21 protein-coding genes are annotated in these 22930 nt (G+C 71.1%); 10 read left to right on the top strand and 11 right to left on the bottom strand.

Going from position 1 to position 22930, the window contains the following annotated elements; genetic code table 11:
- Positions 1-35: 35 nt before the first annotated feature.
- On the bottom strand, positions 36-1304 hold the full coding sequence (gene fahA / locus V2W30_RS16785; RefSeq protein ID WP_338697432.1) for a fumarylacetoacetase: 1269 nt from the start codon (positions 1302-1304) through the stop codon (positions 36-38).
- A 233-nt stretch (positions 1305-1537) separates the two neighbouring features.
- On the opposite strand from fahA, the gene V2W30_RS16780 reads away from it, so the two are divergent.
- From V2W30_RS16780 to V2W30_RS16770, 3 genes are all read left to right on the top strand, one after another.
- Positions 1538-2788, top strand: coding sequence for an ATP-grasp domain-containing protein (locus tag V2W30_RS16780; RefSeq protein ID WP_338697430.1), 1251 nt, complete (start codon positions 1538-1540; stop codon positions 2786-2788).
- A gap of 55 nt (positions 2789-2843) precedes the next feature.
- A complete protein-coding gene (locus tag V2W30_RS16775) occupies positions 2844-4046 on the top strand; it encodes an FAD-dependent oxidoreductase (protein ID WP_338697428.1) in 1203 nt (400 codons plus the stop codon).
- A 177-nt stretch (positions 4047-4223) separates the two neighbouring features.
- Positions 4224-5024 carry an HAD family hydrolase gene (locus V2W30_RS16770; RefSeq protein ID WP_338697426.1) on the top strand — a complete coding sequence of 267 codons (801 nt, stop codon included), beginning with the start codon at positions 4224-4226 and terminating at the stop codon, positions 5022-5024.
- A gap of 69 nt (positions 5025-5093) precedes the next feature.
- Here V2W30_RS16770 and V2W30_RS16765 read toward each other — a convergent pair whose 3' ends face one another.
- A complete protein-coding gene (locus V2W30_RS16765; RefSeq protein ID WP_338697424.1) occupies positions 5094-7103 on the bottom strand; it encodes a CocE/NonD family hydrolase in 2010 nt (669 codons plus the stop codon).
- A 9-nt stretch (positions 7104-7112) separates the two neighbouring features.
- Entirely contained in the window at positions 7113-8618 is a 1506-nt protein-coding gene (locus tag V2W30_RS16760; protein ID WP_338697423.1) for a peptide MFS transporter, read from the bottom strand.
- Between the two features lie 224 nt (positions 8619-8842).
- Between V2W30_RS16760 and V2W30_RS16755 the strand changes: the two genes are divergently transcribed.
- The 4 genes from V2W30_RS16755 (at position 8843) to V2W30_RS16740 (ending at position 13291) form a co-directional block, all read left to right on the top strand.
- Entirely contained in the window at positions 8843-9853 is a 1011-nt protein-coding gene (locus V2W30_RS16755) for a polyprenyl synthetase family protein (RefSeq protein WP_338697422.1), read from the top strand.
- A gap of 266 nt (positions 9854-10119) precedes the next feature.
- Positions 10120-11388 (top strand): DUF2092 domain-containing protein, encoded by a 1269-nt coding sequence (locus tag V2W30_RS16750; RefSeq protein WP_338697420.1) that lies wholly within the window; start codon positions 10120-10122, stop codon positions 11386-11388.
- 78 nt (positions 11389-11466) lie between these two features.
- Positions 11467-12405, top strand: coding sequence for an ABC transporter ATP-binding protein (locus tag V2W30_RS16745; RefSeq protein WP_338697418.1), 939 nt, complete (start codon positions 11467-11469; stop codon positions 12403-12405).
- Entirely contained in the window at positions 12392-13291 is a 900-nt protein-coding gene (locus tag V2W30_RS16740) for an ABC transporter permease (RefSeq protein ID WP_338697416.1), read from the top strand. Before V2W30_RS16745 ends, V2W30_RS16740 begins: the two co-directional genes overlap by 14 nt.
- A 39-nt stretch (positions 13292-13330) precedes the next feature.
- On the opposite strand, the gene V2W30_RS16735 is transcribed toward V2W30_RS16740, so the two are convergent.
- The 5 genes from V2W30_RS16735 to V2W30_RS16715 form a co-directional block, all read right to left on the bottom strand.
- Positions 13331-13948, bottom strand: coding sequence for an NAD(P)H-dependent oxidoreductase (locus V2W30_RS16735; protein WP_338697414.1), 618 nt, complete (start codon positions 13946-13948; stop codon positions 13331-13333).
- 121 nt (positions 13949-14069) lie between these two features.
- Positions 14070-14306, bottom strand: a complete 237-nt coding sequence (locus tag V2W30_RS16730; protein ID WP_338697413.1) for a hypothetical protein — start codon at positions 14304-14306, stop codon at positions 14070-14072.
- A 61-nt stretch (positions 14307-14367) separates the two neighbouring features.
- Positions 14368-14817 (bottom strand): VOC family protein, encoded by a 450-nt coding sequence (locus V2W30_RS16725; protein ID WP_338697411.1) that lies wholly within the window; start codon positions 14815-14817, stop codon positions 14368-14370.
- 108 nt (positions 14818-14925) lie between these two features.
- Entirely contained in the window at positions 14926-15837 is a 912-nt protein-coding gene (gene rarD, locus V2W30_RS16720; RefSeq protein ID WP_425244685.1) for an EamA family transporter RarD, read from the bottom strand.
- A 257-nt stretch (positions 15838-16094) separates the two neighbouring features.
- The gene (locus V2W30_RS16715) at positions 16095-16952 is read right to left on the bottom strand and encodes an SDR family oxidoreductase (protein ID WP_338697407.1); all 858 of its coding nucleotides are present in this window, start codon (positions 16950-16952) and stop codon (positions 16095-16097) included.
- A gap of 91 nt (positions 16953-17043) precedes the next feature.
- Here V2W30_RS16715 and V2W30_RS16710 point away from each other — a divergent pair, with 91 nt between their 5' ends.
- From V2W30_RS16710 to V2W30_RS16700, 3 genes are all read left to right on the top strand, one after another.
- Entirely contained in the window at positions 17044-17448 is a 405-nt protein-coding gene (locus V2W30_RS16710; RefSeq protein WP_338697406.1) for a helix-turn-helix domain-containing protein, read from the top strand.
- 220 nt (positions 17449-17668) lie between these two features.
- Complete coding sequence (locus V2W30_RS16705) at positions 17669-18202, top strand: DUF6082 family protein (RefSeq protein ID WP_338697404.1); 534 nt, start codon at positions 17669-17671, stop codon at positions 18200-18202.
- Between the two features lie 305 nt (positions 18203-18507).
- Complete coding sequence (locus V2W30_RS16700) at positions 18508-18744, top strand: hypothetical protein (protein WP_338697402.1); 237 nt, start codon at positions 18508-18510, stop codon at positions 18742-18744.
- Between the two features lie 63 nt (positions 18745-18807).
- On the opposite strand, the gene V2W30_RS16695 is transcribed toward V2W30_RS16700, so the two are convergent.
- The 3 genes from V2W30_RS16695 to V2W30_RS16685 form a co-directional block, all read right to left on the bottom strand.
- On the bottom strand, positions 18808-19908 hold the full coding sequence (locus V2W30_RS16695; RefSeq protein ID WP_425244548.1) for a 2-oxoacid:ferredoxin oxidoreductase subunit beta: 1101 nt from the start codon (positions 19906-19908) through the stop codon (positions 18808-18810).
- Positions 19901-21847: a 2-oxoacid:acceptor oxidoreductase subunit alpha gene (locus V2W30_RS16690; protein WP_338697400.1), complete on the bottom strand. Its 1947-nt coding sequence runs from the start codon at positions 21845-21847 to the stop codon at positions 19901-19903. Before V2W30_RS16690 ends, V2W30_RS16695 begins: the two co-directional genes overlap by 8 nt.
- A 375-nt stretch (positions 21848-22222) precedes the next feature.
- Entirely contained in the window at positions 22223-22894 is a 672-nt protein-coding gene (locus V2W30_RS16685) for a response regulator transcription factor (protein WP_338697398.1), read from the bottom strand.
- Positions 22895-22930: the final 36 nt, after the last annotated feature.

The raw sequence follows: 22930 nt of genomic DNA, 5'->3' as shown, positions 1-22930 counted from the left end.
TCGGCCGGTCGGGCTTCGGCTGGACAGGACTTCGGCTAGACGGCGCCGACGATCCGGCCCGTGACCTCGCCCAGGGCCACCCGGGTGCCGTCGGGGCCCGGGGCCCACGCGGTCATCGTCACCACGTCGCCGTCCTCCAGGAAGCCCCGCTTGCCGGTGGGGAGGTCGAGGAGGTCGCGGCCGTTCCAGGTGATCTCGATCAGCGATCCGCGCTCGTTGTCCTCGGTGCCGCTGATGGTGCCCGAGCCGTAGAGGTCGCCGGTGCGCAGGGACGCGCCGTTGACCGTCATGTGGGCCAGCATCTGGGCGCCGGTCCAGTACATGCCGGAGAAGGGGGGCTCCGAGATGATGTGCCCGTTCAGGGAGACCGTGATGTGCAGGTCGTAGCCCGCGGGGTCGTCGGTCGACGCGGTGTCGTCGAGGTACGGGAGCAGCGGCACGGTGCGCTCCGGCGGGGCCGTGCGGGCCGCGTCCAGGGCGTCGAGGGGCGTGATCCAGGCGGAGATCGACGTGGCGAACGACTTGCCCAGGTGCGGGCCGAGCGGCACCGTCTCCCAGTTCTGGATGTCGCGCGCCGACCAGTCGTTGAGGAGGCAGAGCCCGAAGACGTGGTCGCGGTAGTCGGCGAGCGGGACCGGCGTGCCCTGGGCGGAGGGGACGCCGACCACGTAGCCGACCTCCGTCTCGATGTCGAGGCGGACCGACGGCCCGAAGACCGGGGCCGGGTCGGACGGCGCCTTGCGCTGCCCCGACGGGCGGACCACGTCCGTGCCCGAGACGACCACGGTGCCGGCGCGGCCGTGGTAACCCACCGGCAGATGCTTCCAGTTGGGCTTGAGCGGCTCCTCGTCCGGGCGGAAGAGCCGGCCCAGGTTCGAGGCGTGGTTCTCCGAGGCGTAGAAGTCGACGTAGTCCGCGACCTCGAAGGGGAGGTGCAGGGTGACCGAGGCGAGCGGGTGCAGATGGGGGCGCACGGTCTCGCGGTGGGCCGGGACCGTCAGCCAGGCGGTGAGCGCGCGGCGCACGTCCGACCAGGCCGTGCGGCCCGCCGCCAGCAGGGGGTTGAGGGTGGGCCGGGCCAGCAGGCCCGCGTACGGGGAGCCGAGGGCCGTCGCCGCCGCGCCCGCGTCCAGGACGTGGTCGCCGAAGCGGACGCCGACCCGGGGGCCCTGGTCCGCGTACGAGAAGACGCCGTACGGAAGGTTGTGCGCGCCGAAGGGGTCGCCTTCGGGGAGGTCGAGCGGGTCGGGACGGTCGAGCCTGGTGGGCTCGGACGCGGACGCGGAGGTGGCTGCGGGTGCCATGCCTGCGGGCCTCACTTTCCATTCGGTGTGGGCCACACGTTACGTGGGAGACGGCAGTTGGGGCAGTGCCTAAAGAGTTCGCAATGTCCGAATGACCCGTTGATGGAGTGGTGGGTTCCGGCTTAGCGTCATTGTCCGGTGGGCGCGGACGGGGTGGGTCCGGGTCCGATGGGGGACGCGTGGGGGGACCCGTGGCCAGGAGTGCCGGTAATGCGCGGAGCGGTACCGAACGTGTGCCATTCGCCGTGGACCGGGACGTGCCGGGCCTCATCGTGAAGTTCGGTGACTATCCGCTGCACCACGGAGGCGTCGGAGCCATCCGCAGCCTGGGCAGGCTCGGGGTGCCCATGTACGCGATCACCGAGGACCGGTACACACCCGCGGCGGCCTCCCGCTATCTGCGCGGCGCCTTCCCCTGGCGGACCACCGGGGCGGAGGAGCCGGAGCGGCTCGTCGAGGGGCTGGTGCGGATCGCGCGCCGGATCGGCCGGCCCACGGTGATGATCCCGACGGACGAGGAAGCGGCCGTCCTGATCGCCGAGCACCAGGACCCGCTGGCCGACGCCGGGTATCTGTTCCCGCGCGTGGAGCGGGAGTTGCCGCGCCGTCTCGCCAGCAAGCAGGGGTTGCACGAGCTGTGCGTGGAGCACGGCATCCCCTCGCCGGCGGCCGCGTTCCCGCAGTCGTACGCGGACATCGAGGAGTTCGCCGAGAAGGCGCGCTTCCCGGTGGTGGCGAAGAACCGGGAGGCGTTCACCCGCCGCTCGCACCCCGCCGTGAACGGGACGACGAGGATCGCCACCGCGAACGGACTGCGTCAACTCGCCCGCGGCTGGGGCGAGAAGCCCGGCGTGATCCTCCAGGAGTACCTGCCGCGCGAGCAGGCCGAGGACTGGATCGTGCACTCCTACTTCGACCGGGACTCCACGCCCCGCGCGATGTTCACCGGGGTCAAGGTCCGCTCCTGGCCCCCGCACGCGGGCATGACGGCGAACGCGTACGTCGTGGACAATCCGGAACTCGCGGACCTCGCCGCGCGTTTCATCAAGCAGACCGGGTTCAGCGGAGTCATCGACCTCGATCTGCGCTTCGACCGGCGCGACGGACAGTACAAGCTCCTCGACTTCAATCCGCGGATGGGCGCCCAGTTCCGCCTCTTCGAGAACGAGGCGGGCATCGACGTCGTCCGAGCCCTGCACCTGGATCTGACCGGCCGCGCCGTCCCGGAGGGGGAACAGCGGGCGGGACACCGGTACGTGGTGGAGAACATCGACCTGCCGGCCCTGCTCGCCTATCGGCGCAGCGGATACACGACCCCGCACGCCCCGTCCCGCGCGAGCGGTACGGAGCTGGCGTGGTGGGCGGCCGACGATCCACGGCCGTTCTTCACGATGCTCGCCCGATTCGTACGGCCGGGTGCCAAGCATCTGTACCAGCTGTGGCAGACCAACCGCCGCGGCAGCACGTCGGGTCCGGGCGTCTGAGGATGCCCGGACGCGCACGGAGTATTGACGCTGCGTCGTCCTGGGGAGGGACTTCGTGATCCATCCTGTCGCTGTCATCGGAGCGGGCCCTTACGGCCTGTCCACCGCCGCGCACCTTCGGGCCCGCGGCATTCCCGTACGGGTCTTCGGGGAACCCATGGTGAGCTGGCGCTCGCACATGCCCGAGGGAATGATCCTCAAGTCCGTCCCGTCCGCGTCGAGCATCGACGCACCGCAGCGCGGCCACCGGCTCGCCGACTACTGCGACGCCGCCGGCATCGACCGTCTGGTCACGGACGAGGACCTGATCTCCGCCGAGACGTTCGTGGCGTACGGCGACTGGTTCCAGCAGAAGCTGGTGCCCGAGCTGGAGCGCGTACGCGTGGTGTCCGTGGACCGGCGCGGCGCGGCGGGCTTCGAGCTGAAGCTGGACTCGGGGGAGCAGTTCACGGCCCGCGCCGTCGTCGTCGCCACGGGGCTGTCCGGTCTGGAGCACCTGCCGCGCGAGTTCGCCGCCGCGGTCCCCGACGGGCCCACTGCGACGGGTCCGCTCTCGCACAGCGCCCAGCACCACGACCTGTCCCGGTTCGCGGGCAAGGAGCTGATCGTGGTCGGCGCGGGGCAGTCCGCGCTGGAGACGGCGGCCCTCGCGGCGGAGGCGGGCGCGAGCGTACGGGTCGTCTCGCGCGGCAAGGGCCGGGTCCGCTTCGGGGCGCCGCCGTGGAACCAGCCGAGGTTCCGCCCCGAGACCCCGTTCGGCAACGCGTGGTCGCTGTACGCGTTCACGTACTACCCGCACCAGTACCGCCAACTGCCGCCGCAGGCACGGCACTTCCTCGTGAAGCGGGTGCTCGGTCCGCTCGGCGCGTGGTGGCTGAAGGAGCGCTTCGAGGGGAAGGTGGCGGTGCGCGAGGTCGCCGCCGTGGAGCGTGTGACGGTGACGGACGGGGCGCCCGTCCTGACCGTACGCACGCACGGCGACCGGCTCGCGGAGATCGGCGGCGACCATGTCATCGCGGCGACCGGATACCGGGTCGACCTGGCCGCGATGCCGTTCCTCGGCGACGGCCTGCGCGCCCGGCTCGCCACCAGCCGGGGCACGCCGCGGCTCGGCGCGGGCTATGTCTCGTCGATCCCCGGTCTGTACTTCACGGGGATGCTCGGCGGTTCCTCGTACGGCCCGGTGATGCGGTTCGTGTGCGGGACGGAGTTCGCGTCCCCGCGGCTGGCCCGCCACCTCGCGGCCGCGCACGGCTAGCCGGACGAGGCTGGGAGGGCTCCCGGGGGCGGTCTACTACAACTGCCGCCCGGGGGCCCGTGGTTGGGCTCCGCTTAGCCCGAAGAGATGACGCCGTCCGGTCCCGACAGGGCATACGGCCCAGGGCGGCCGGTACTCGACGGGTCGTTGGGGCTGCTGGTCCGTATTCTTCGGATCATGGCCGCACCCGCATATGCACTCATCGCCACTGACCTGGACGGAACGCTGCTGCGCGGCGACGACACGGTCTCCGACCGGACCCGCGCCGCTCTCGCCCGCGCCGCCGCGACCGGGGCCCGGCACATCGTGGTGACGGGCAGGCCCGCGCCGCGCGTCAAGCCGCTCCTCGACGACCTCGGCGGCGGCCTCGCCGTGTGCGCGCAGGGGGCGCAGCTCTACGACGCCGTGTCCGACCGCCTGCTGTGGTCGCTCACCCTGGACCGGGAGCTGGCCGAGCAGGCGCTCGGGAAGATCGAGGCGGAGGTCGGGCAGGTGTACGCGGCTGTCGACCAGGACGGGGTGGAGGGCCTGACGCTGATCGAGCCCGGCTATCTGATGCCGCACCCGACGCTCCCCGCGGTCCGCGTCCACCACCGCGCGGCACTGTGGGCCGAGCCGATCAGCAAGGTGCTGCTGCGCCACCCGTCGCTGTCCGACGACGAGTTGGCGACCGTGGCCCGCGCGGCGGTCGGCCCGCTCGCCACCGTCACCATGTCGGGCCCCGGCACCGTCGAACTCCAGCCGCGCGGCGTCACCAAGGCGACGGGCCTCGAACTGGCCGCCGAACGCCTCGGCGCGGGCCCCGCCGACACGATCGCCTTCGGCGACATGCCCAATGACGTCCCGATGTTCGCGTGGGCGGCCCGCGGCGTGGCGATGGCCAACGCCCACCCCGAACTGAAGTCCCTCGCCGACGAGGTGACCACGTCGAACGAGGAGGACGGGGTGGCGGTGGTGCTGGAGCGGCTCGCGGGGTGAGGTGACGGCTCCGAGCCCGCCGCACCCCACGAGCTCCGTCTCACCTCGCCGCACCCCGCGAGCTCCGCTTCACCCCGCCGTCCGCGGAATCCGCCGCTCCCACGTCCGGTGGAACACCACCTCGCCGCCGTCCCGGCACACCACCTCGCTAGAGGTCAGGAACTCCCGGTCCGTGCAGGAGATCTCGGAGCGGGTCTCGACCGTCGCGTCCCAGGCCAGTTCGGGGCGGTGCAGGCGGATCGACCAGTCCGATCGGGTGCGGGCGGAGAGCGGGTCGTTCTCGTCGATGACGTACGTCTCCAGGGCGTCCTCGGTGAACTCCAGGCCGTCCGGGTAGACGCGCGTGCCGCCGTAGCGCGGGTCGACCTCCAGCTTCCACTCGCCCTTCGCGACGTCCCGTACGACGAGGCGTTCGGGCCGCTGCTCGTCCAGGGAGGCCGGGTGGACGACGCCGAGGGGTTCCGACTGCTCCGGGGTGTCGAAGGAGACGGCGCCGCCCAGGTCGCCGGAGCGGACCGGCAGTTCGAGGGAGCTGCCGACCGGGGCCAGCGTGAAGCCCGCCTGCGATCCCGGCTGGGGCCAGATCCACGGCCAGTACGCCGACGACACGGCGAGCCGGATGCGGTGGCCGGCGGGGAAGGTGTGGCCGATGCCGTTCAGCTCGAACGTGACGTCCTCGGTCGTCCCCGGCACCCACGGCACGCTCGCCGAACGGCCGTGCCGCGACGAGAGGTTGAGCACGCCACGGGTGACCAGGGTGGAGGAGCCGTCCGGCGCCACGTCGCACACCCGTGCCACGGCCTGCCCGCGCGGCACGTTCGACGTGATCCGCAGGGTCACCTTGGGGCGCCCCAACACCCGTACGTCCTGCGGTACTTCGAACTCGAAGCACGCCGACTTCGCGTCCTCGTCGCGCTGGTCGGGCGGCAGGTCGCCGTCGTTGCCGAACGGGAAGAAGCGGCCCGCGTCCAGGCCCGTCTGCTGCGGCGAGCGGACGAGCACCGGCGCGCCCTGGAGGGCGTAGGAGACCGGTGTGACGTGTGGCGAGGGCCAGGACGGGTCGCCGACCCAGCGTCCGGGCAGCTCGTCGTAGACGGTCGCCGGCGGGTGCGAGTCGCTGATCCACGACCGCAGCTTCGGCTCCGCCATCACCCCGGTGTCGTCGCCCTTCAGCCAGTGGTCCCACCAGCGCAGCGTCTCCTGGAGGAAGCCGATCGCGGGGCCCGGCGGCAGGCCGCGGTCCGGGTACTGGTGCGACCACGGCCCGATGAGTCCGCGGACCTGGTCGTCCGGGAGGTGTTCCACCAGGCGCAGCACCGTGTCCCGGTACGGGTCGTGCCAGCCGCCCACCGCGAGCACCCCGGCCTTGATCGTCGAGTAGTCCTCGCAGACGCTGCCGTGCCGCCAGTACGCGTCCCGCGTCTGGTGCCCCAGCCAGGTGTGGATGAACGGATCGACCGCCTCCAGGCGCTTCGTCCACATCTCCCGCCATTCCTCGCCCACGAACTGGGGGTCCGGCGGGCGCGCGACGAACGCGAGCATGGTCGCCGCCCACGCGTGCATGTCCACGGCGAGCACGGAGCCGCCCATGTAGTGCACGTCGTTGTCGTAGCGGTCGTCCGTGGAGCAGACCGTGACGATCGCCTTGAGCGGCTCGGGCGCGAGCGCGGCGATCTGGAGCGAGTTGAAGCCGCCCCAGGAGATGCCGAACATGCCGACCTTGCCGGACGACCAGGGCTGCTCGGCCAGCCAGTGGACGACCTCGACGCCGTCCGCGAGCTCCTGCGCGTCGTACTCGTCGCCCGGCATGCCCTCGCTGTTGCCGTGCCCGCGCACGTCGACGCGGACGGAGGCGTAGCCGTGCCCCGCGTACCAGGGGTGGCGCTGCCAGTCGCGCGGCGCCGTCCAGTCGGAGAGCCGGTAGGGGAGGTATTCGAGGAGGACTGGGACCGGCTCGTCGGTCACCGGGCGCCAGACGCGCGCGAAGAGCGTCGTTCCGTCCGAGAGGGGTACGCGGATGTCCTCGCGGGTCGTTCCGTACGGGAACTCGGTCTGGATGCGGGGGGAAGCAGGGCTCATGGGAGTACCTCAGTGAACGGGGTGCATGGTGCGCCGCAACCACGGCGCCAGGGCGATGACGGCGACACCGACGGCGACGGCGATGGCACCGTTCACGCCGAAGTACGCGGGGTTCGAGACCTCGCCGTAGAGCTTCACGGTCTGGGCCTGGATGCCGTTCGCGAGGGCGAGCGACAGGAACCACAGCGACATGGTCTGGCTGGCGAAGGCCTTCGGGGCGAGCTTGGTCGTCGCGGACATGCCCGACGTCTCCAGGAGGACGTCGCCGAGCCCGAGCAGCAGGTACGAGCCGACGATCCACCAGGCCGCCATCTTGTACGTGTCGCCGCTGTGGCCGGACGTCGGGATCACCATCAGCAGGAACGACAGACCGCCCAGGATCACGCCGATGGCGATCTTGTTGGAGGCGTGCGGCTGGCGTGGGCCCATCCGCGCCCACAGGCCCGCCACCACGGGCGCCAGAGCGACCTCGAAGGCGCCGAGCGCGGAGGCGTACCAGCTGGCGGGGAAGTGGAAGCCGAGGATGGTCGTCTCGGCGTTCGTGGAGGCCAGCAGCATCATCGTCGAGTAGGCCTGGAAGAGGATGAAGTTGAAGGCCACGGACGCGACGAACAGGACGAGGTACGGCCGCAGGCGGCCGCGTTCCTCCGCCGTGACCCGCGGGCTGCGGAACATCACCACGAAGTACACGACCGGAGCGATCACCGAGATGATCGTCAGGACGTCCACGAAGCGGTCCATGGTCAGCCAGCCCGCGGAGGCCAGGAGCACCGCGAGCGCCGCCACCACGATCGCGCCGACGATCATCATCCGGACCGCGCGGCGCATCCCCTCGGGCGGCAGCGCGTACTCGGCGGCGTGCTTGCGCCCGGCCAGGTGACGCCGCCCGGCGACGTACTGGATCAGGCCGAAGGTCATGCCGATCGCGGCCGCCGAGAAGCCCCAGTGCCAGCCCTTGTGGTCGCCCAGCCAGCCGGTGATCAGCGGACCGGCGAAGGCGCCGATGTTGATGCCCATGTAGTACAGCGCGAAGCCGGCGTCGCGGCGCTCGTCCTCGGTGCGGTAGAGCTTGCCGACCATCGAGGCCACGTTCGGCTTCAGCAGGCCCGTACCGGCGCTGATCAGGCCGAGCCCCACCCAGGTCATGGTCGCGGTCGGCACCGCCATGGAGTAGTGGCCGCAGGCGATGAGGATGCCGCCCCACAGGACCGCCCGGTACGAGCCGAGGATCCGGTCGGCGAGCCAGCCTCCGGCGACCGAGACCAGGTACACCAGCGTGCCGTACGCGGCCGAGACCGACGCGGCGGTGCCGGGGTCCATGCCCATGCCGCCGTGCGCGACGGTGTCCGCGAAGTACAGGACGAGGATGGCCTGCATGCCCAGGAACGAGAAGCGTTCCCAGACCTCCAGGCCGGAGAGCGTGAGCAGGCCGCGCGGCTGGCCGAAGAAGGCCGTATCGTCGCCGGGCGGCGGTTCTTCCGCGGCGGGCGCTGTGTCGCTGGCGGTGCGGGACAAAGTGGGTACTCCCGGTCGTATTGGCTGATCACGAACATACCGGGGGTGTCCGGAGGCCGCCCGGGCTGGGGTGACCGGGCAGGCGCCACCTGTGATCGAAACAGGACCGGATACGCTGACTTGAGTGATGGCAACGACACATCGACAAACCGTGTCATCGACCAAATGATCGACCGAGTTCGCCATGTGAGCGTCGTGATCGTCAGCAGACAGGAGAACCTCTCGTGACCGTCGTCGGGACTTTCGGTCTTAGCGTGCGGGACCAGGCTCTCGAAGCCGATGTCCAGGCCGGGTTGGCGGCTGTCGAGGAGGGACTGCTCGAAGCCACCAAGAGCGAGGTGCCCTTCATCACCGAGGCCGCCCAGCATCTGGTGCGCGCCGGGGGCAAGCGCTTCAGGCCGCTTCTTGTGACGCTCGCCGCACAGTTCGGCGATCCGTACGCGCCGGGCATCGTGCCCTCGGCCGTCGTCGTCGAGCTCACCCACCTCGCCACGCTGTACCACGACGACGTGATGGACGAGGCGGACGTGCGCCGCGGGGTACCGAGCGCCAACCAGCGCTGGGGCAACTCCGTCGCCGTCCTGACCGGCGACTTCCTCTTCGCCCGCGCCTCGCACATCCTGGCCGACCTCGGCCCCGACGCGGTGCGCATCCAGGCCGAGGCGTTCGAGCGCCTCGTCACCGGCCAGATCCTGGAGACCGCGGGCCCCGCCGACGGGCGCGACCCGGTCGACCACTACCTGGACGTGCTCGGCGGCAAGACCGGCTCGCTGATCGCCGTGGCGTGCCGCTTCGGCGCCATGATGTCCGGCGCCGACGAGACGGTCGTCGACGTCCTGACCCAGTACGGGGAGCGGCTCGGCGTCGCCTTCCAGCTCGCCGACGACGTCCTCGACATCGCCTCCGACTCCCGCGAGTCCGGCAAGACCCCGGGCACGGACCTGCGCGAGGGCATCCCCACGCTGCCGGTGCTGCGCCTGCGCGAGCGCGCCGAGCTGCTCGGCCTGCCCGAGGACAAGGAACTCGTCGACCTCCTCGACTCCGACCTCGCGGACGACGAGCGGCTCGCCGAGGCCATCTCCCGGCTGCGCACCCACCCGGCCCTGGACCAGGCCCGCCGGGACACCGTGCGCTACGCCGAGGAGGCGCGCGCCGCCCTCGCCCCGCTCCCGGAGTGCGAGGCGAAGTCGGCGCTGGTGGAGCTCTGCGACGCGGTCGTGCACCGGGCCGGCTGAGACCCGGTGCTTTCCGGCCCTTCGTGGCCGGTCCGGCACGGTCCCCTACGGGTCGGGGGAGACCCCGGCCCGTTCTGTCATCCCGTAGGTGTACACGGAGTTGATCCCGCGGTCTGACGCTTCGTGGTGGCCGGTTTGGTCAGATGGTGAACACCACTCCTGACCAATTCGGGTGAGAATGGCGGCTTGGGGTGGACGCACGCCAACGCAGGGACGAGTGCACAGGACGGTAAGCCGCCGCCGAACACGGAGGTAGGGCAACAGACATGGCACCGTACGCATCCGAAGACAGCCAGAGCCAGGACCAGGGCGCGGGGCAGGGCGCCGGGCGTCGCAAGGCCGCCCGGTACGCGGTCCCCGTGGCCGTACTGGGGGTGGCCGCGGCGACGATCGGGCTCGTCCCGGCGCTCGCGGACTCCGGTGACCCGGATCTGCCGAAGGTCACCGCCCAGGAACTCATCGAGAAGATCGCCGCGTCGGACACCCAGCAGCTGTCCGGCACCGTCAAGATCCACACGGACCTGGGCCTGCCCTCGCTCGGCGGCGGCGCCGCCGGCGGCCTCCTGGGCGGCGGGGCCGGCGGGGGCGAGGACGGCGGTTCGACCGCCGACCCGAAGTCGAAGCTCACCGAGCTCGCCTCCGGCACGCACACGCTGCGCGTCGCGGCGGACGGCGAGAACAGGCAGAAGCTGTCGATCCTGGACGACGCGTCCGAGTACAGCGTGATCCACAACGGCGACGACCTCTGGGCCTACGACAGCAAGTCGGACCAGGCGTACCACGCGAAGGACACCGGGAAGGGCGCGGACAAGGACGCGAGGAAGGAGCGGTCGGCCGAGGTCCCAGCCACGCCCGGGGAGCTCGCCGACGAGGTCCTCAAGGCGTCCGGCGACACCACGTCGATCACCGTCGACGGCACCGCGCAGATCGCGGGCCGCGACGCGTACCGGCTCCAGATCAAGCCCAAGCAGTCCGGTTCCACGGTCGGCGCGATCACGGTCTCCGTGGACGCGAAGACCGGGACGCCGCTGAAGTTCACGCTGACCCCGGCGAGCGGCGGCGCGGCCGTCATCGACGCCGGCTTCACCAGCGTCGACTTCGGCAAGCCCGCGGCGTCCACCTTCGACTTCAAGCCGTCGAAGGGCACGAAGGTCACCGAGGCCGACGAGCTGTCGGCGCAGGACGGCGGCAAGGCGCTCCCGAACGCCCCCAAGGCCCCCAAGGGTGCCGAGCTCGACGGCACGGGCGGCCTCGACGGGCTGAAGGTGATCGGCGAGGGCTGGACCTCCATCGCCGAGCTGAAGCTGCCGAAGGAGGCGGGCGGCCTCGCCTCCGGCGCCGGGTCCGGCTCCGCCGACGTGCCGGCCGACGCACAGAAGTTCCTGTCCTCCCTGGGCGACCAGGTCAAGGGCGAGTTCGGCTCGGGCACCGTGTACTCGACCCGCCTCGTGAACGTACTGATCACCGAGGACGGGAAGGCGTACGCCGGAGCGGTCACCAAGGACGCTCTGGTGAAGGCGGCCGACGCGGGCTGACCGCACGGAGGACGACGGGGTGAGGGGGCGGTGCGCACCGCCCCTCACCCCGTACGGGAACCAGTACTGGGGAGGGGCATGGCGCCGGCCATCGAGACGAGAGATCTCACCAAGCGGTACCGCGGTGGCCGACCGGCCGTCGACCGGCTGAGCCTCACCGTCCCCGAGGGGGCGGTCTTCGGCTTCCTCGGGCCGAACGGATCGGGCAAGACCACCACCATCCGCATGCTCATGGGCCTGATCGAGCCGACCGCGGGCACCGCCCAGGTCCTCGGCCGCCCGATGCCCCGCGGCGCCCGGACCGTCCTGCCGCACGTGGGCGCGCTCATCGAGGGCCCGGCCCTGTACGGGTTCCTGTCCGGGCGCGACAACCTGGTGCGCGTCGACTCCGCCGACCCGACCGCCGACCCGCGCACCCGCAGGGCCCGGGTCGGGGCGGCCCTGGACCGGGTGGGTCTGACGGCCGCCGCGGCGAAGAAGGCGAAGGCGTACTCGCTCGGCATGAAGCAGCGCCTCGGGCTCGCGGCCGCCCTGCTCCAGCCGCGCCGCCTGCTCGTCCTGGACGAACCGACCAACGGCCTCGACCCGCAGGGCATGCGCGAGATCAGGACCCTGGTACGGGAGTTGGCGACGGACGGCACCACCGTCTTCCTCTCCTCGCACCTCCTCGACGAGATCGAGCAGGTCTGCACGCACGTCGCCGTGATGGCGCAGGGCCGGCTGATCACCCAGGGCCCGGTCGCCGAACTGGCCGCGGGCGCCCGGGGAAAGCTCGTGGTCACGACCCCCGACCCGGCCGACGCGGCCCGCGTCCTGAAGGAGCACGGCATCACCATCACCGAGACGTCGGACGACGCCGTCGTCGCCGAACCGCCGCCGCCGGGGACCGAGTTGGCGGATCTGAACACGGCCCTGGTCACGGCGGGCGTACGGGTGCGCGGCTTCGGCGTCGAGCGGGCGTCCCTGGAGGACGCGTTCGTCGCGCTGACCGGGGAGGGCTTCGATGTCGCAGGCTGAAGCGCGGACCGCGCCGCGTCCGGGCCCGAGCGCGCGGCCGAGCCCGCTGTGGACCCTCGGCCTGTTCCGCAGCGAGCTGACCATGACCTTCCGCCGCTGGCGCACGCTGGCGCTGCTCGCGGTCCTGACCGGCGTCCCGATCCTGATCGGGGTCGCCGTGAAGATCGAGACGAGCGACGGTTCGACGCTCGGCGGGGGCGGGCCCGAGGGCGGCGGCCCCGCGTTCATCGCGCAGATCACCAACAACGGCCTGTTCCTGGTGTTCACGTCGCTCGCCGCGACGCTCCCGTTCTTCCTCCCCATGGCCGTCGGCGTCATCGCGGGCGACGCGGTGGCGGGCGAGGCGAACGCGGGAACGCTGCGCTACCTCCTGGTCGCCCCGGCGGGGCGTACCCGCCTCCTGCTCACCAAGTACGCGACGACGATGACGTTCTGCCTCGTGGCGACGCTCGTGGTCGCGGTCTCCGCGCTGGCCACCGGCGCGATCCTGTTCCCGCTCGGCGACGTCGTCACCATCTCCGGGACCCGGATCGGTTTCGGCGAGGGCCTGTGGCGGGCCTTCCTGATCGCGCTCGTGGTGGCGGCGTCCCTGATCGGGATCGCCGCGCTCGGCCTGTTCGTCTCGACGCTGACCAACAGCGGCATCGCCGCGATGGCGACCACCGTGGGCCTGCTGATCACCGTCCAGATCCTCGACCAGATCCCGCAGCTGCACGCGCTCCAGCCGTACTTCTTCTCGCACCACTGGCTGTCCTTCGCCGACCTGATGCGCGAGCCGGTCTACTGGGACGACCTGGTCAAGAACCTCGAACTACAGGCCCTGTACGCGGCGGTCTTCGGCTCGGCGGCCTGGGCCCGCTTCACGGCGAAGGACATCACGGCGTGACGGCCCGCACGGGATGGGCCCGGCCTGCCGTGACCGCCGTCACGGCGTGAGGGCGAACGGCGCCTGCGCGTAGACGCTCGCCGTGGGGAACGCGGCGAGCGGCGCCTGCCGCGCGAAGAACGTCTTGGCCCGGACGAGCGCCGCCTCGTCCTTCAGCACGTCGCCGGGCTTGCTGCCGTTGCCGAGCAGGACGCCGCCGAAGCGCATGCCCATGTACGCGGCCGAGTTGTTCAGCGTGCCGATCAGCGGGTCGGCGACCTCGGACTCCTCGTGCGCGAGCGCGGTGACGCCCCACAGGGTGCGCCCGGCGAGGGTCGCCTTGAAGTCGATGCCCGGCGTGCGCAGCCAGCCCGACCAGTGGTCCAGATAGCGCTTGGTGGAGGCGGAGACCGCGTACCAGTACAGCGGCGACACGATGACGATGTCGGTGGCCGCGAGCGTCGCGTCGAGCAGCAGCGCCACGTCGTCGCCCTCGGGGCGGGTGTGGTCGCTGTCGTGGCGCAGGTCCTCGAAGTCGGGCAGCGGGTGCGCGGCCAGGTCGATCCAGCGCTGCCGGGTGCCGGCCGGGAGCTGCTCGGCGGCCCGGCGGGCGAGGATCTCGGAGTTGCCGTCGGGACGGCTGCTGCCGAGCACGAACAGGAAATCGCGGGTGGTCATGGTTCCCCCAAGGCAGGTACGCGGGCTCACTTACTTGCGCGTGCAGTATATGCATGCGCAAGTAAGTAGGGGAAGGGCAACCGGGAACCCCCTCGTCGGGACGCGTGCCGGCCCGCCGCGCTCACTCCTCGGAACGGTCCAGGATCCCCAGCCCGGCGTCCGGCGCCTCCCGCTCGCCCCGCCCCCGGGTGAGCCGGACCACCACCCAGGTCAGCGCGGTCAGCGCGACGAGCAGGAAGAGGAACCCGAGCACCAGGAGCGCCGCGCCCCATGCCCCGAACCGGGCCAGCAGCCAGGGAAGGTTCTCCTCGCCGCACCCGCACGCCACGACATCCCGCACGCCCCGCGTCCCCGTCATACGCCGTGCCCCCTCACACGCAGCCGTGTGCCGAGCATCCCCCGGTGCCGGAGGTTCCGGCTCACTGAAGACAGAACTCGTTCCCCTCGGGGTCGGCCATCACCACCCACTCCCCGCCCTGCGCCTTCACCTCGTCGAGGACCCGGGCGCCGAGCCCGGTCAGCCGCTCGACCGCGGCCTCCCGCCGCTCCGGGCCGACGTGGACGTCGATGTGCAGCCGGTTCTTGCCGGCCTTCGCCTCCGGCACCCGCTGGAACAGGATCCGCCGCCCCTGCCCGGTCCCCGTCCCCTCCTCCACCGGGTCCTCGGGATGCCGTACGGCGATGAGGTCCCGGAAGGCCCTACGCCCCCGGAACTCCACGGTCTCGTCCTCGCTCAGCGCCCCGAATCCCAGCAGCCGCTCGATCAGCGCGGCGTTGTCCTCCACCTCGTACTCGAGGGCGGCGGACCAGAACTCGGCCTGCGCGTGCGGATCGGCACTGTCCACCACGAGCTTCCAATGAAAGGTCATGCGTTCAGTGAACCGGACACCACTGACAATCGCCCCGCACGCTCCCCGCTCCGGTGCGCCAGGCCCCCGGCCGCGGGACCTTCGGGCGTCGACGGCGCGCCCGGAGGGTCACACGGCGGTGGTCGGCCGCGGCGAGACGTCGCCCTCGCCCTGCGCGGCCGCGTCCGCGGCGGCGCGGGCCAGCGCGATCCGCCCGGCCCGGGAGGAGCGCAGGGCGTCCCACGTGAGAACCACCAACGCCACCCACACGAGCCCGAACCCGGCCCACCGCTCGGCCGGCATCTCCTCGTGGAAGTACACGATCCCGAGCACGAACTGGAACACCGGCGCCAGGTACTGCAACAGCCCCAGCGTCGACAGCGGCACCCGGATCGCGGCCGCCCCGAAGCACACCAGCGGGATCGCCGTGACGAGCCCGGTCGACGCGAGCAGCGCCGCGTGCCCGGCGCCCTCCGTCGCGAACGTCGAACTGCCCTGGACGGTCAGCCACACCAGGTACCCGAGCGCGGGCAGGAACTGCACGGCGGTCTCGGCCGCGAGGGACTCCACGCCGCTCAGATTGACCTTCTTCTTCACGAGCCCGTACGTGCCGAAGGAGAAGGCGAGGATCAGCGAGATCCACGGCGGCTGCCCGTAGCCGATGGCGAGCACGAGCACCGCGAGCAGCCCGACCCCGACGGCCACCCACTGCGCGGGCCGCAGCCGCTCCCCGAGCAGCAGCACGCCGAGCGCGATGGAGACGAGCGGATTGATGAAGTACCCGAGCGACGCCTCGACCACATGGCCCGCGTTCACGGACCAGATGTAGAAGCCCCAGTTGACGGTGATCACGGTGGCGGCGACGGCCACGAGCCCGAGCCGCCTGGGCTGGCGCAGCAGGTCACGCGCCCATCCCCACTTGCGTACGAAGAGCAGCGCGACGCCCACGACGACCAGCGACCACACCATGCGGTGGGCCAGGATCTCCACGGATCCCGCGGGCCTGAGCAGCGGCCAGAACAGGGGCACGAGCCCCCACATGCCGTAGGCGGCGAACCCGTTGAAGAGTCCGACCCGCCCGTCCTTGGCCTTCTGCGCCGCTGTTTCCTCTGCCGCCCCGGCGTCCCGCACGGACCCTCCTCCTGACACACGGCAGCCCCGCGGCGGCCACAGACGAAGGTAGCGCCGCGGGGCGGTGCGTGTCATGCCCGTATCGACATACGGTCCTGACGCCGAAGGAGCCCTGTCCCAGGACCGCCCCAGGATCGCCCCGGGACTGCTCCCGGGCGGCTTTCGGCCTACTTCAGCGCTTCGGCGATCGCGTCCGCGAGCGGGGTGGTCGGCCGGCCGATGAGCCGGGCCAGTTCGCCGTCGCGGTGGGCGAGGAGGCCCTGCTCGATGGCGGTGTCGACGCCGACGAGGATGTCGGCGAAGGGGGCGGGCAGTCCGGCGCCGATCAGCACCTCGCGGTTCTCCTCGGGCGTGACGGCGCGGTAGACGACGTCCTTGCCGGACTGCCGGGCGACCTCGGCGGCGTACTCGGCGAGCGACCAGGCGTCGTCGCCGCTCAGCTCGTACGCCCGGCCCTCGTGGCCCTCGCCGGTCAGGACGGCGACGGCGGCCGCGGCGTAGTCGGCGCGCGCGGCGGAGGCGACACGGCCCTCGCCGGCGTTCGCGACGACGGCGCCGTGGGCGAGGACCGGAGCGAGGTTCTGCGTGTAGTTCTCGTGGTACCAGCCGTTGCGCAGGAACGTGTACGGCAGCCCGGAGTCGAGGATCGCCCGCTCGGTGCCCTTGTGCTCCTCGGCGAGCGTGAAGTCGGCGGCGGGCCCGCCGAGCACGCCGGTGTACGCGAGCAGCGCCACGCCCGCGGCCTTCGCGGCGTCGATCACGGCCCGGTGCTGGGGGAGGCGCTGCCCGACGGCGTTGCCGGAGACGAGCAGCACGCGGTCGCCGGCGCGGAAGGCGTCCTTCAGGGTCTCGGGGGCGTCGTAGTCGGCGACCCGTACGACGACGCCGCGCGCGGCGAGATCGGCGGCCTTGTCCTTGTCGCGTACGACGGCGACGACCTGCTCGGCGGGGACGCCCTGGGCGAGCAGCCCCTCGACGACGAGACGGCCGAGATGTCCGGTGGCTCCGGTGACGACGAGGCTCATGTCCGAAAACTCCTTAAGTGGTGCGGTTCTCCCTCACCCTAAAACCTGCACTGTGGATTCGTAAGTACCCACTTTGAAGTAAGGTACTGGCATGACGGTAAGCAAGGTGAGGCAGTGGGCGGAGTCGTCGGCCGCGGGCGGGGGCATGTGCCCGCAGCGCCTGATCCTGGAGCACGTCACGAGCCGCTGGGGCGTCCTGGTCCTGCTGGCCCTGGACGAGCGCTCGTTCCGCTTCGGTGAGCTGCGCCGCGAGATCGGCGGCGTCAGCGAGAAGATGCTGACGCAGACCCTCCAGACCCTGGAACGCGACGGCTTCGTCCACCGCGACGCCAAGCCGGTCATCCCGCCGCGGGTCGACTACACCCTGACCGGCCTCGGCCGGGAGGCCGCGGGGCGGGTGCGGGAGCTCGCGGAATGGACCGAGCGGCGCACGGCCGAGGTCGCCGCGGCGCGACAGAGATACGACGAGGTCCGGGCGTCGGGGTCGTCATCCTGACGTAACTGGCCCTTGTGGCCCGGCAGTTGGGGCACGAGGTGCCGTTCGGCCCCGCATGCGCCCGGCACATAACGGGCACACACCCGATAGGGCGCCGGTCTACACCAAACCCGCCATCCATCTGTGCGCCCCCTGTCCGCCTCCCACGCCGCCCGGACCCGCTCGGCACTCTGGGGGTGGAACGTTCCGCCCGTTGCGCCGACCGGGGGGTCTCCTTGACATGGCCACACTGACATCACCCCTGCGAGGGGTCGGGACCTGGCTGAAGGCCGGGCTCGACCGCCGTCGCCACCGAGACGAGCTGCTCGAAAGGCTGGTGGAGGAGATGCGTCGCGCGAACACCCTCCGCCAGCACACCCTGTTCCTCGACCAGCTGGACCGCGCCATCGCCGACCCGGACCTCGCGGCGGCCCTCAGCACCCTCCCGGACCTGAGCGTCCGCGAACGCAGACTGATGCTCTGGGCCAACCGCGAGTACGCGGTGCTGCTGCTGGCGCACCGGGTGGGGACGTTCTGCTGGGACGAGCTGATCGGGCATCTGCGGGTGCTGTGCACGAACGAGGTCTTCAAGGACTACTGGCGCCGGACCGTGGAGCACCGGCGCAGCCTCCCCGACGGATCGCTGGACGCCAGAGCGTGCGCGGTCATGGACGGCATGATGGAGGAACTGGAGTCCGATCCGGACGAGTGGTGGGTCGTGGGACGCGACCTGGAGCCGGAGGGCGACCCGCGCGACGGGGAGGCGCCCTGTTGACCGAACGGTTGCGTGAGAGGGGAAGGCGCGGCGTTCGTACGGGGGGAGTGCCGGTCCGCGGCCGTGTTGACGATCCGCTCCGGCCGCAACTCGCGTAGAGGGTAAAGCGCCGGTCAAAGGCCCGATTCCGAGGGTGATTCCTGGAACCCTCGCCGCCAAGGGCGGGGACTTTACAGGGGCCATTCGCATGGTCCAAGCCGTGTGTCGTTGACGCAATCCATGCGAATTCGGCTGTTCATGTTGCGATTCCGTCTGAAATGTGCCGCGTCCGCGGCAGGGTGGAACACGTCGAGGGGTACCAGACAGTGAAGATCGTCCGTCGCATGGGAGACGCCCCTCGACTGAGAGGCTGCGGAACGGGCGAGACCTGTCCTGACATCTTCGAGTTGAGCGACAGCAATTTCGCGGTCGTGGGCACGGAGGCCACCGAGGCGCTCCGCGGCGAACTCCCCCCTGGTGTCACGCTCGGCCCCGATGAGCGCCTCGTCGTCATCACCCGCAAGACCTTGATCCGGGCCAAGCGCGACCTCCCCGACGTCTGATCGCCGGGACATGACGGAGGGCCGGAACCCTCGCGGGTTCCGGCCCTCCGTCATGCGGGCGGGTCAGCCCACCACGGTCCAGGTGTCGCCGCCGGCCAGCAGGGCCGCCAGGTCTCCCTTGCCGTTCTGTTCGATCGCCGCGTCCAGTTGGTCGGTCATCTGGACGTCGTAGACGGGTCGTTCGACGCTGCGGAAGACGCCGATGGGCGTGTGGTGCAGGGTGTCGGGGTCGGCGAGGCGGGAGAGGGCGAACGCCGTCGTCGGTGACGTCGCGTGGGCGTCGTGGACGAGGATGTCGGCCCGGTTCGCGTCCGTGACGGCGACGACCTTCAGGTCACCGGTCGCCGGGTCGCGGACGACGCCCTTCGAGGCCTCCGCGCCGAACGTGATCGGTTGCCCGTGCTCCAGCCGGATGACCGCTTCCTCCGCCTGCTGCTTGTCCTTGAGGACCTCGAAGGCGCCGTCGTTGAAGATGTTGCAGTTCTGGTAGATCTCGACGAGCGCCGTGCCGGGGTGGTCGGCGGCCGCGCGCAGCACCGACGTGAGGTGCTTGCGGTCCGAGTCGACCGTGCGGGCCACGAAGGACGCCTCCGCGCCGATGGCGAGCGACACCGGGTTGAAGGGCGCGTCGAGCGAGCCCATGGGCGTGGACTTGGTGATCTTGCCGACCTCGGAGGTCGGGGAGTACTGCCCCTTCGTCAGACCGTAGATCCGGTTGTTGAAGAGCAGGATCTTCAGGTTGACGTTGCGGCGCAGGGCGTGGATCAGGTGGTTGCCGCCGATGGAGAGGGCGTCGCCGTCGCCGGTGACGACCCAGACGCTCAGGTCGCGTCGCGAGGAGGCGAGGCCGGTGGCGATGGCGGGGGCGCGGCCGTGGATGGAGTGCATCCCGTATGTGTTCATGTAGTACGGGAAGCGTGAGGAGCAGCCGATGCCGGAGACGAAGACGATGTTCTCCTTCGCCAGGCCGAGTTCGGGCATGAAGCCCTGCACGGCGGCGAGGATCGCGTAGTCACCGCAGCCGGGGCACCAGCGCACTTCCTGATCGGACTTGAAGTCCTTCATGGACTGCTTGGCCTCGGCCTTGGGGACGAGCGAGAGAAGCGCCTCCGCGCCGCCGCCCCCGCTTCCGTCCGTGGACTCCCTGGTCTGCGTTTCAGCCATCGATGGCCTCCTTGAGGGCCGTGGCGAGCTGCTCAGCCTTGAACGGCATTCCGTTGACCTGGTTGTAGCTGTGGGCGTCCACCAGGTACGTGGCCCGGATGAGAGTGGCGAGCTGGCCGAGGTTCATCTCGGGGATCACCACCTTGTCGTAACGCTTCAGGACCTCGCCCAGATTCCGCGGGAACGGGTTGAGGTGGCGCAGATGGGCCTGCGCGATCGACTCACCCGCGGCCCGCAGTCGGCGGACGGCCGCGGTGATCGGCCCGTACGTCGAACCCCAGCCCAGGACCAGGGTGTGGGCGAGACCGTCCGGGTCGTCGACGGCGAGGTCCGGGACCTCGATGCCGTCGATCTTGGCCTGCCGGGTGCGGACCATGAAGTCGTGGTTGGCCGGGTCGTACGAGATGTTGCCCGTGCCGTCCTGCTTCTCGATCCCGCCGATCCGGTGCTCAAGCCCCGGCGTGCCCGGGATCGCCCACGGCCGGGCGAGGGTCTGCGGGTCGCGCTTGTACGGCCAGAACACCTCGGTGCCGTCGTCGAGCGTGTGGTTCGGCCCCTGGGCGAACTGGGTGCGCAGGTCCGGGAGTTCGTCGACCTCCGGGATGCGCCAGGGTTCGCTGCCGTTGGCCAGGTAGCCGTCCGACAGCAACAGCACCGGGGTGCGGTACGTGACCGCGATACGGGCCGCTTCCATCGCCGCGTCGAAGCAGTCCGCCGGGGTGCACGGCGCGACGATCGGCACCGGCGCCTCGCCGTTGCGCCCGTACATCGCCTGCAACAGGTCGGCCTGTTCGGTCTTGGTCGGCAGGCCCGTCGAGGGGCCGCCGCGCTGGATGTCGACGACCAGCAGCGGCAGTTCGAGGGAGACGGCCAGGCCGATCGTCTCCGACTTCAGGGCGACACCCGGGCCCGACGTCGTCGTCACCGCGAGCGAACCGCCGAAGGCCGCGCCGAGCGCCGCGCCGATCCCGGCGATCTCGTCCTCCGCCTGGAAGGTCCGGACGCCGAAGTTCTTGTGCTTGCTCAGTTCGTGCAGGATGTCCGAGGCCGGGGTGATCGGGTACGAGCCCAGGTACAGCGGCAGGTCCGCCTGCCGGGACGCCGCGATCAGGCCGTACGAGAGGGCCAGGTTCCCCGAGATGTTGCGGTACGTGCCCGTCGGGAAGGCCGTGGCCGCGGGCGCGACCTCGTAGGAGACGGCGAAGTCCTCGGTGGTCTCGCCGAAGTTCCAACCCGCGTGGAACGCGGCCAGGTTGGCCTTCATGATCTCGGGCTTGCGGGCGAACTTCTGCTTGAGGAACTTCTCGGTGCCCTCGGTCGGCCGGTGGTACATCCACGACAGCAGCCCGAGCGCGAACATGTTCTTGCTGCGCTCGGCCTCCTTGCGGGAGAGCGCGAACTCCTTCAGCGCCTCCACCGTCAACGTCGTCAGCGGGACGGGGTGCACGTGGTAGGCGTCGAGCGAGCCGTCCTCCAACGGCGACGACTCGTAGCCGACCTTGGACATCGCCCGTTTGGTGAACTCGTCCGTGTTGACGATGACTTCGGCGCCGCGCGGCACGTCTCCGAGGTTCGCCTTCAGGGCGGCCGGGTTCATCGCCACCAGGACGTTCGGCGCGTCGCCCGGCGTGAGGATGTCGTGGTCGGCGAAGTGGAGCTGGAAGGAGGAGACACCGGGCAGGGTGCCGGCGGGGGCGCGGATCTCGGCCGGGAAGTTCGGCAGCGTGGAGAGGTCGTTCCCGAAGGACGCCGTCTCCGACGTGAAGCGGTCACCCGTGAGCTGCATACCGTCACCGGAGTCGCCCGCGAACCGGATGATGACCCGGTCCAGACGCCGCACGTCCTTGCCCGATCCACCCGCGGCTGTGCGCTGTTCTCCCACAACGATCCCGTCGGCCCCGTCGGCCTGCTCGGCTGGACTACTGACCTGGCTGGTCACTGAACTGGACCTCCCTCGAGGCGGCTGTTCGGGCGGGCCCGTCCCACCGGCCTTCCCATGGCCCACCCTACGTCTGTAAGGGTCGCCTTCCTCTGAGCATTCACATGATGGGTGCGGAAATGAGACGGTCTGTCGTCCCGCTTTGCCATGTTTTGCTCGCCCCCCTGGGCTTCTCCTTGAAGACGCTCCGAGTCGTCCCTCAGTTCTAGGTCCTGGCTCCCGTGCTTCTGGGTCCTGGCTCCATCGGGTCCGGGTCCGGTTCCGGTTCCACGGCTGGGTCCGGGTCGCGGTTCCAGGTCCAGTGGCCGGCGCCAGGTCCGGCGTCCGCTTCCGTCCGGTCCGTCACTCCTGATTATCTGACAGGGTGTCAGTTCTTCAGGAGTTCAGGTAGGTCAGGACCGCCAGGACGCGGCGGTGATCCCCGTCACTCGGCGACAGGCCCAGCTTGAGGAAGATGTTGCTCACGTGCTTCTCCACCGCGCCGTCGCTGACCACCAGTTGACGGGCGATCGCCGAGTTCGTCCGGCCCTCCGCCATCAGGCCGAGCACCTCGCGCTCGCGCGGGGTGAGGTTCGCGAGGACGTCCTGCTTGCGGCTGCGGCCGAGGAGCTGCGCGACGACCTCCGGGTCGAGCGCCGTGCCGCCCTCCGCGACCCGCACCACCGCGTCCACGAACTCCCGGACCTCGGCGACCCGGTCCTTCAACAGGTAGCCCACGCCGTGGCTGGACCCCGCGAGCAGCTCGGTGGCGTACTGCTCCTCCACGTACTGCGAAAGGACCAGGACCCCGAGCCCGGGGAACCGGCCGCGCAGCTGCACCGCCGCGCGCACGCCCTCGTCCGTGTGCGTGGGCGGCATCCGTACGTCCGCGACGACCACGTCGGGGAGCTGGTCCTGCGCCCCCAGATCGGTGATCGTCTTGACCAGCGCGTCCCCGTCTCCGACGCCCGCGACGACCTCGTGCCCGCGGTCGGTCAGCAGCCGGGTCAGCCCCTCCCTGAGCAGCACTGAATCCTCGGCGATGACCACCCGCACCCTGTCCTCCATGTTTTTCGGCCCCCCAGCGCCCCCGCGCACCTGGCG

Origin of the sequence: Streptomyces sp. Q6 (assembly GCF_036967205.1) — a bacterium.
Lineage (GTDB): Bacteria > Actinomycetota > Actinomycetes > Streptomycetales > Streptomycetaceae > Streptomyces > Streptomyces citrinus.
Note: the sequence above shows the minus strand (reverse complement) of the source record. Positions and strands in the feature narration are given on the sequence as shown.

What these genes read in the sequence shown, in the direction of transcription:
- V2W30_RS16730 (WP_338697413.1), bottom strand. Translation starts at nt 14,306, where the DNA reads ATGACGGGGACGCGGGGCGTGCGGGATGTCGTGGCGTGCGGGTGCGGC.
- V2W30_RS16770 (WP_338697426.1), top strand. Translation starts at nt 4,224, where the DNA reads ATGGCCGCACCCGCATATGCACTCATCGCCACTGACCTGGACGGAACG.
- V2W30_RS16725 (WP_338697411.1), bottom strand. Translation starts at nt 14,817, where the DNA reads ATGACCTTTCATTGGAAGCTCGTGGTGGACAGTGCCGATCCGCACGCG.
- fahA (WP_338697432.1), bottom strand. Translation starts at nt 1,304, where the DNA reads ATGGCACCCGCAGCCACCTCCGCGTCCGCGTCCGAGCCCACCAGGCTC.
- V2W30_RS16740 (WP_338697416.1), top strand. Translation starts at nt 12,392, where the DNA reads ATGTCGCAGGCTGAAGCGCGGACCGCGCCGCGTCCGGGCCCGAGCGCG.
- V2W30_RS16750 (WP_338697420.1), top strand. Translation starts at nt 10,120, where the DNA reads ATGGCACCGTACGCATCCGAAGACAGCCAGAGCCAGGACCAGGGCGCG.
- V2W30_RS16715 (WP_338697407.1), bottom strand. Translation starts at nt 16,952, where the DNA reads ATGAGCCTCGTCGTCACCGGAGCCACCGGACATCTCGGCCGTCTCGTC.
- V2W30_RS16765 (WP_338697424.1), bottom strand. Translation starts at nt 7,103, where the DNA reads ATGAGCCCTGCTTCCCCCCGCATCCAGACCGAGTTCCCGTACGGAACG.
- V2W30_RS16705 (WP_338697404.1), top strand. Translation starts at nt 17,669, where the DNA reads ATGGCCACACTGACATCACCCCTGCGAGGGGTCGGGACCTGGCTGAAG.
- V2W30_RS16685 (WP_338697398.1), bottom strand. Translation starts at nt 22,894, where the DNA reads ATGGAGGACAGGGTGCGGGTGGTCATCGCCGAGGATTCAGTGCTGCTC.
- V2W30_RS16745 (WP_338697418.1), top strand. Translation starts at nt 11,467, where the DNA reads ATGGCGCCGGCCATCGAGACGAGAGATCTCACCAAGCGGTACCGCGGT.
- rarD (WP_425244685.1), bottom strand. Translation starts at nt 15,837, where the DNA reads ATGTGGGGGCTCGTGCCCCTGTTCTGGCCGCTGCTCAGGCCCGCGGGA.
- V2W30_RS16695 (WP_425244548.1), bottom strand. Translation starts at nt 19,908, where the DNA reads ATGGCTGAAACGCAGACCAGGGAGTCCACGGACGGAAGCGGGGGCGGC.
- V2W30_RS16735 (WP_338697414.1), bottom strand. Translation starts at nt 13,948, where the DNA reads ATGACCACCCGCGATTTCCTGTTCGTGCTCGGCAGCAGCCGTCCCGAC.
- V2W30_RS16710 (WP_338697406.1), top strand. Translation starts at nt 17,044, where the DNA reads ATGACGGTAAGCAAGGTGAGGCAGTGGGCGGAGTCGTCGGCCGCGGGC.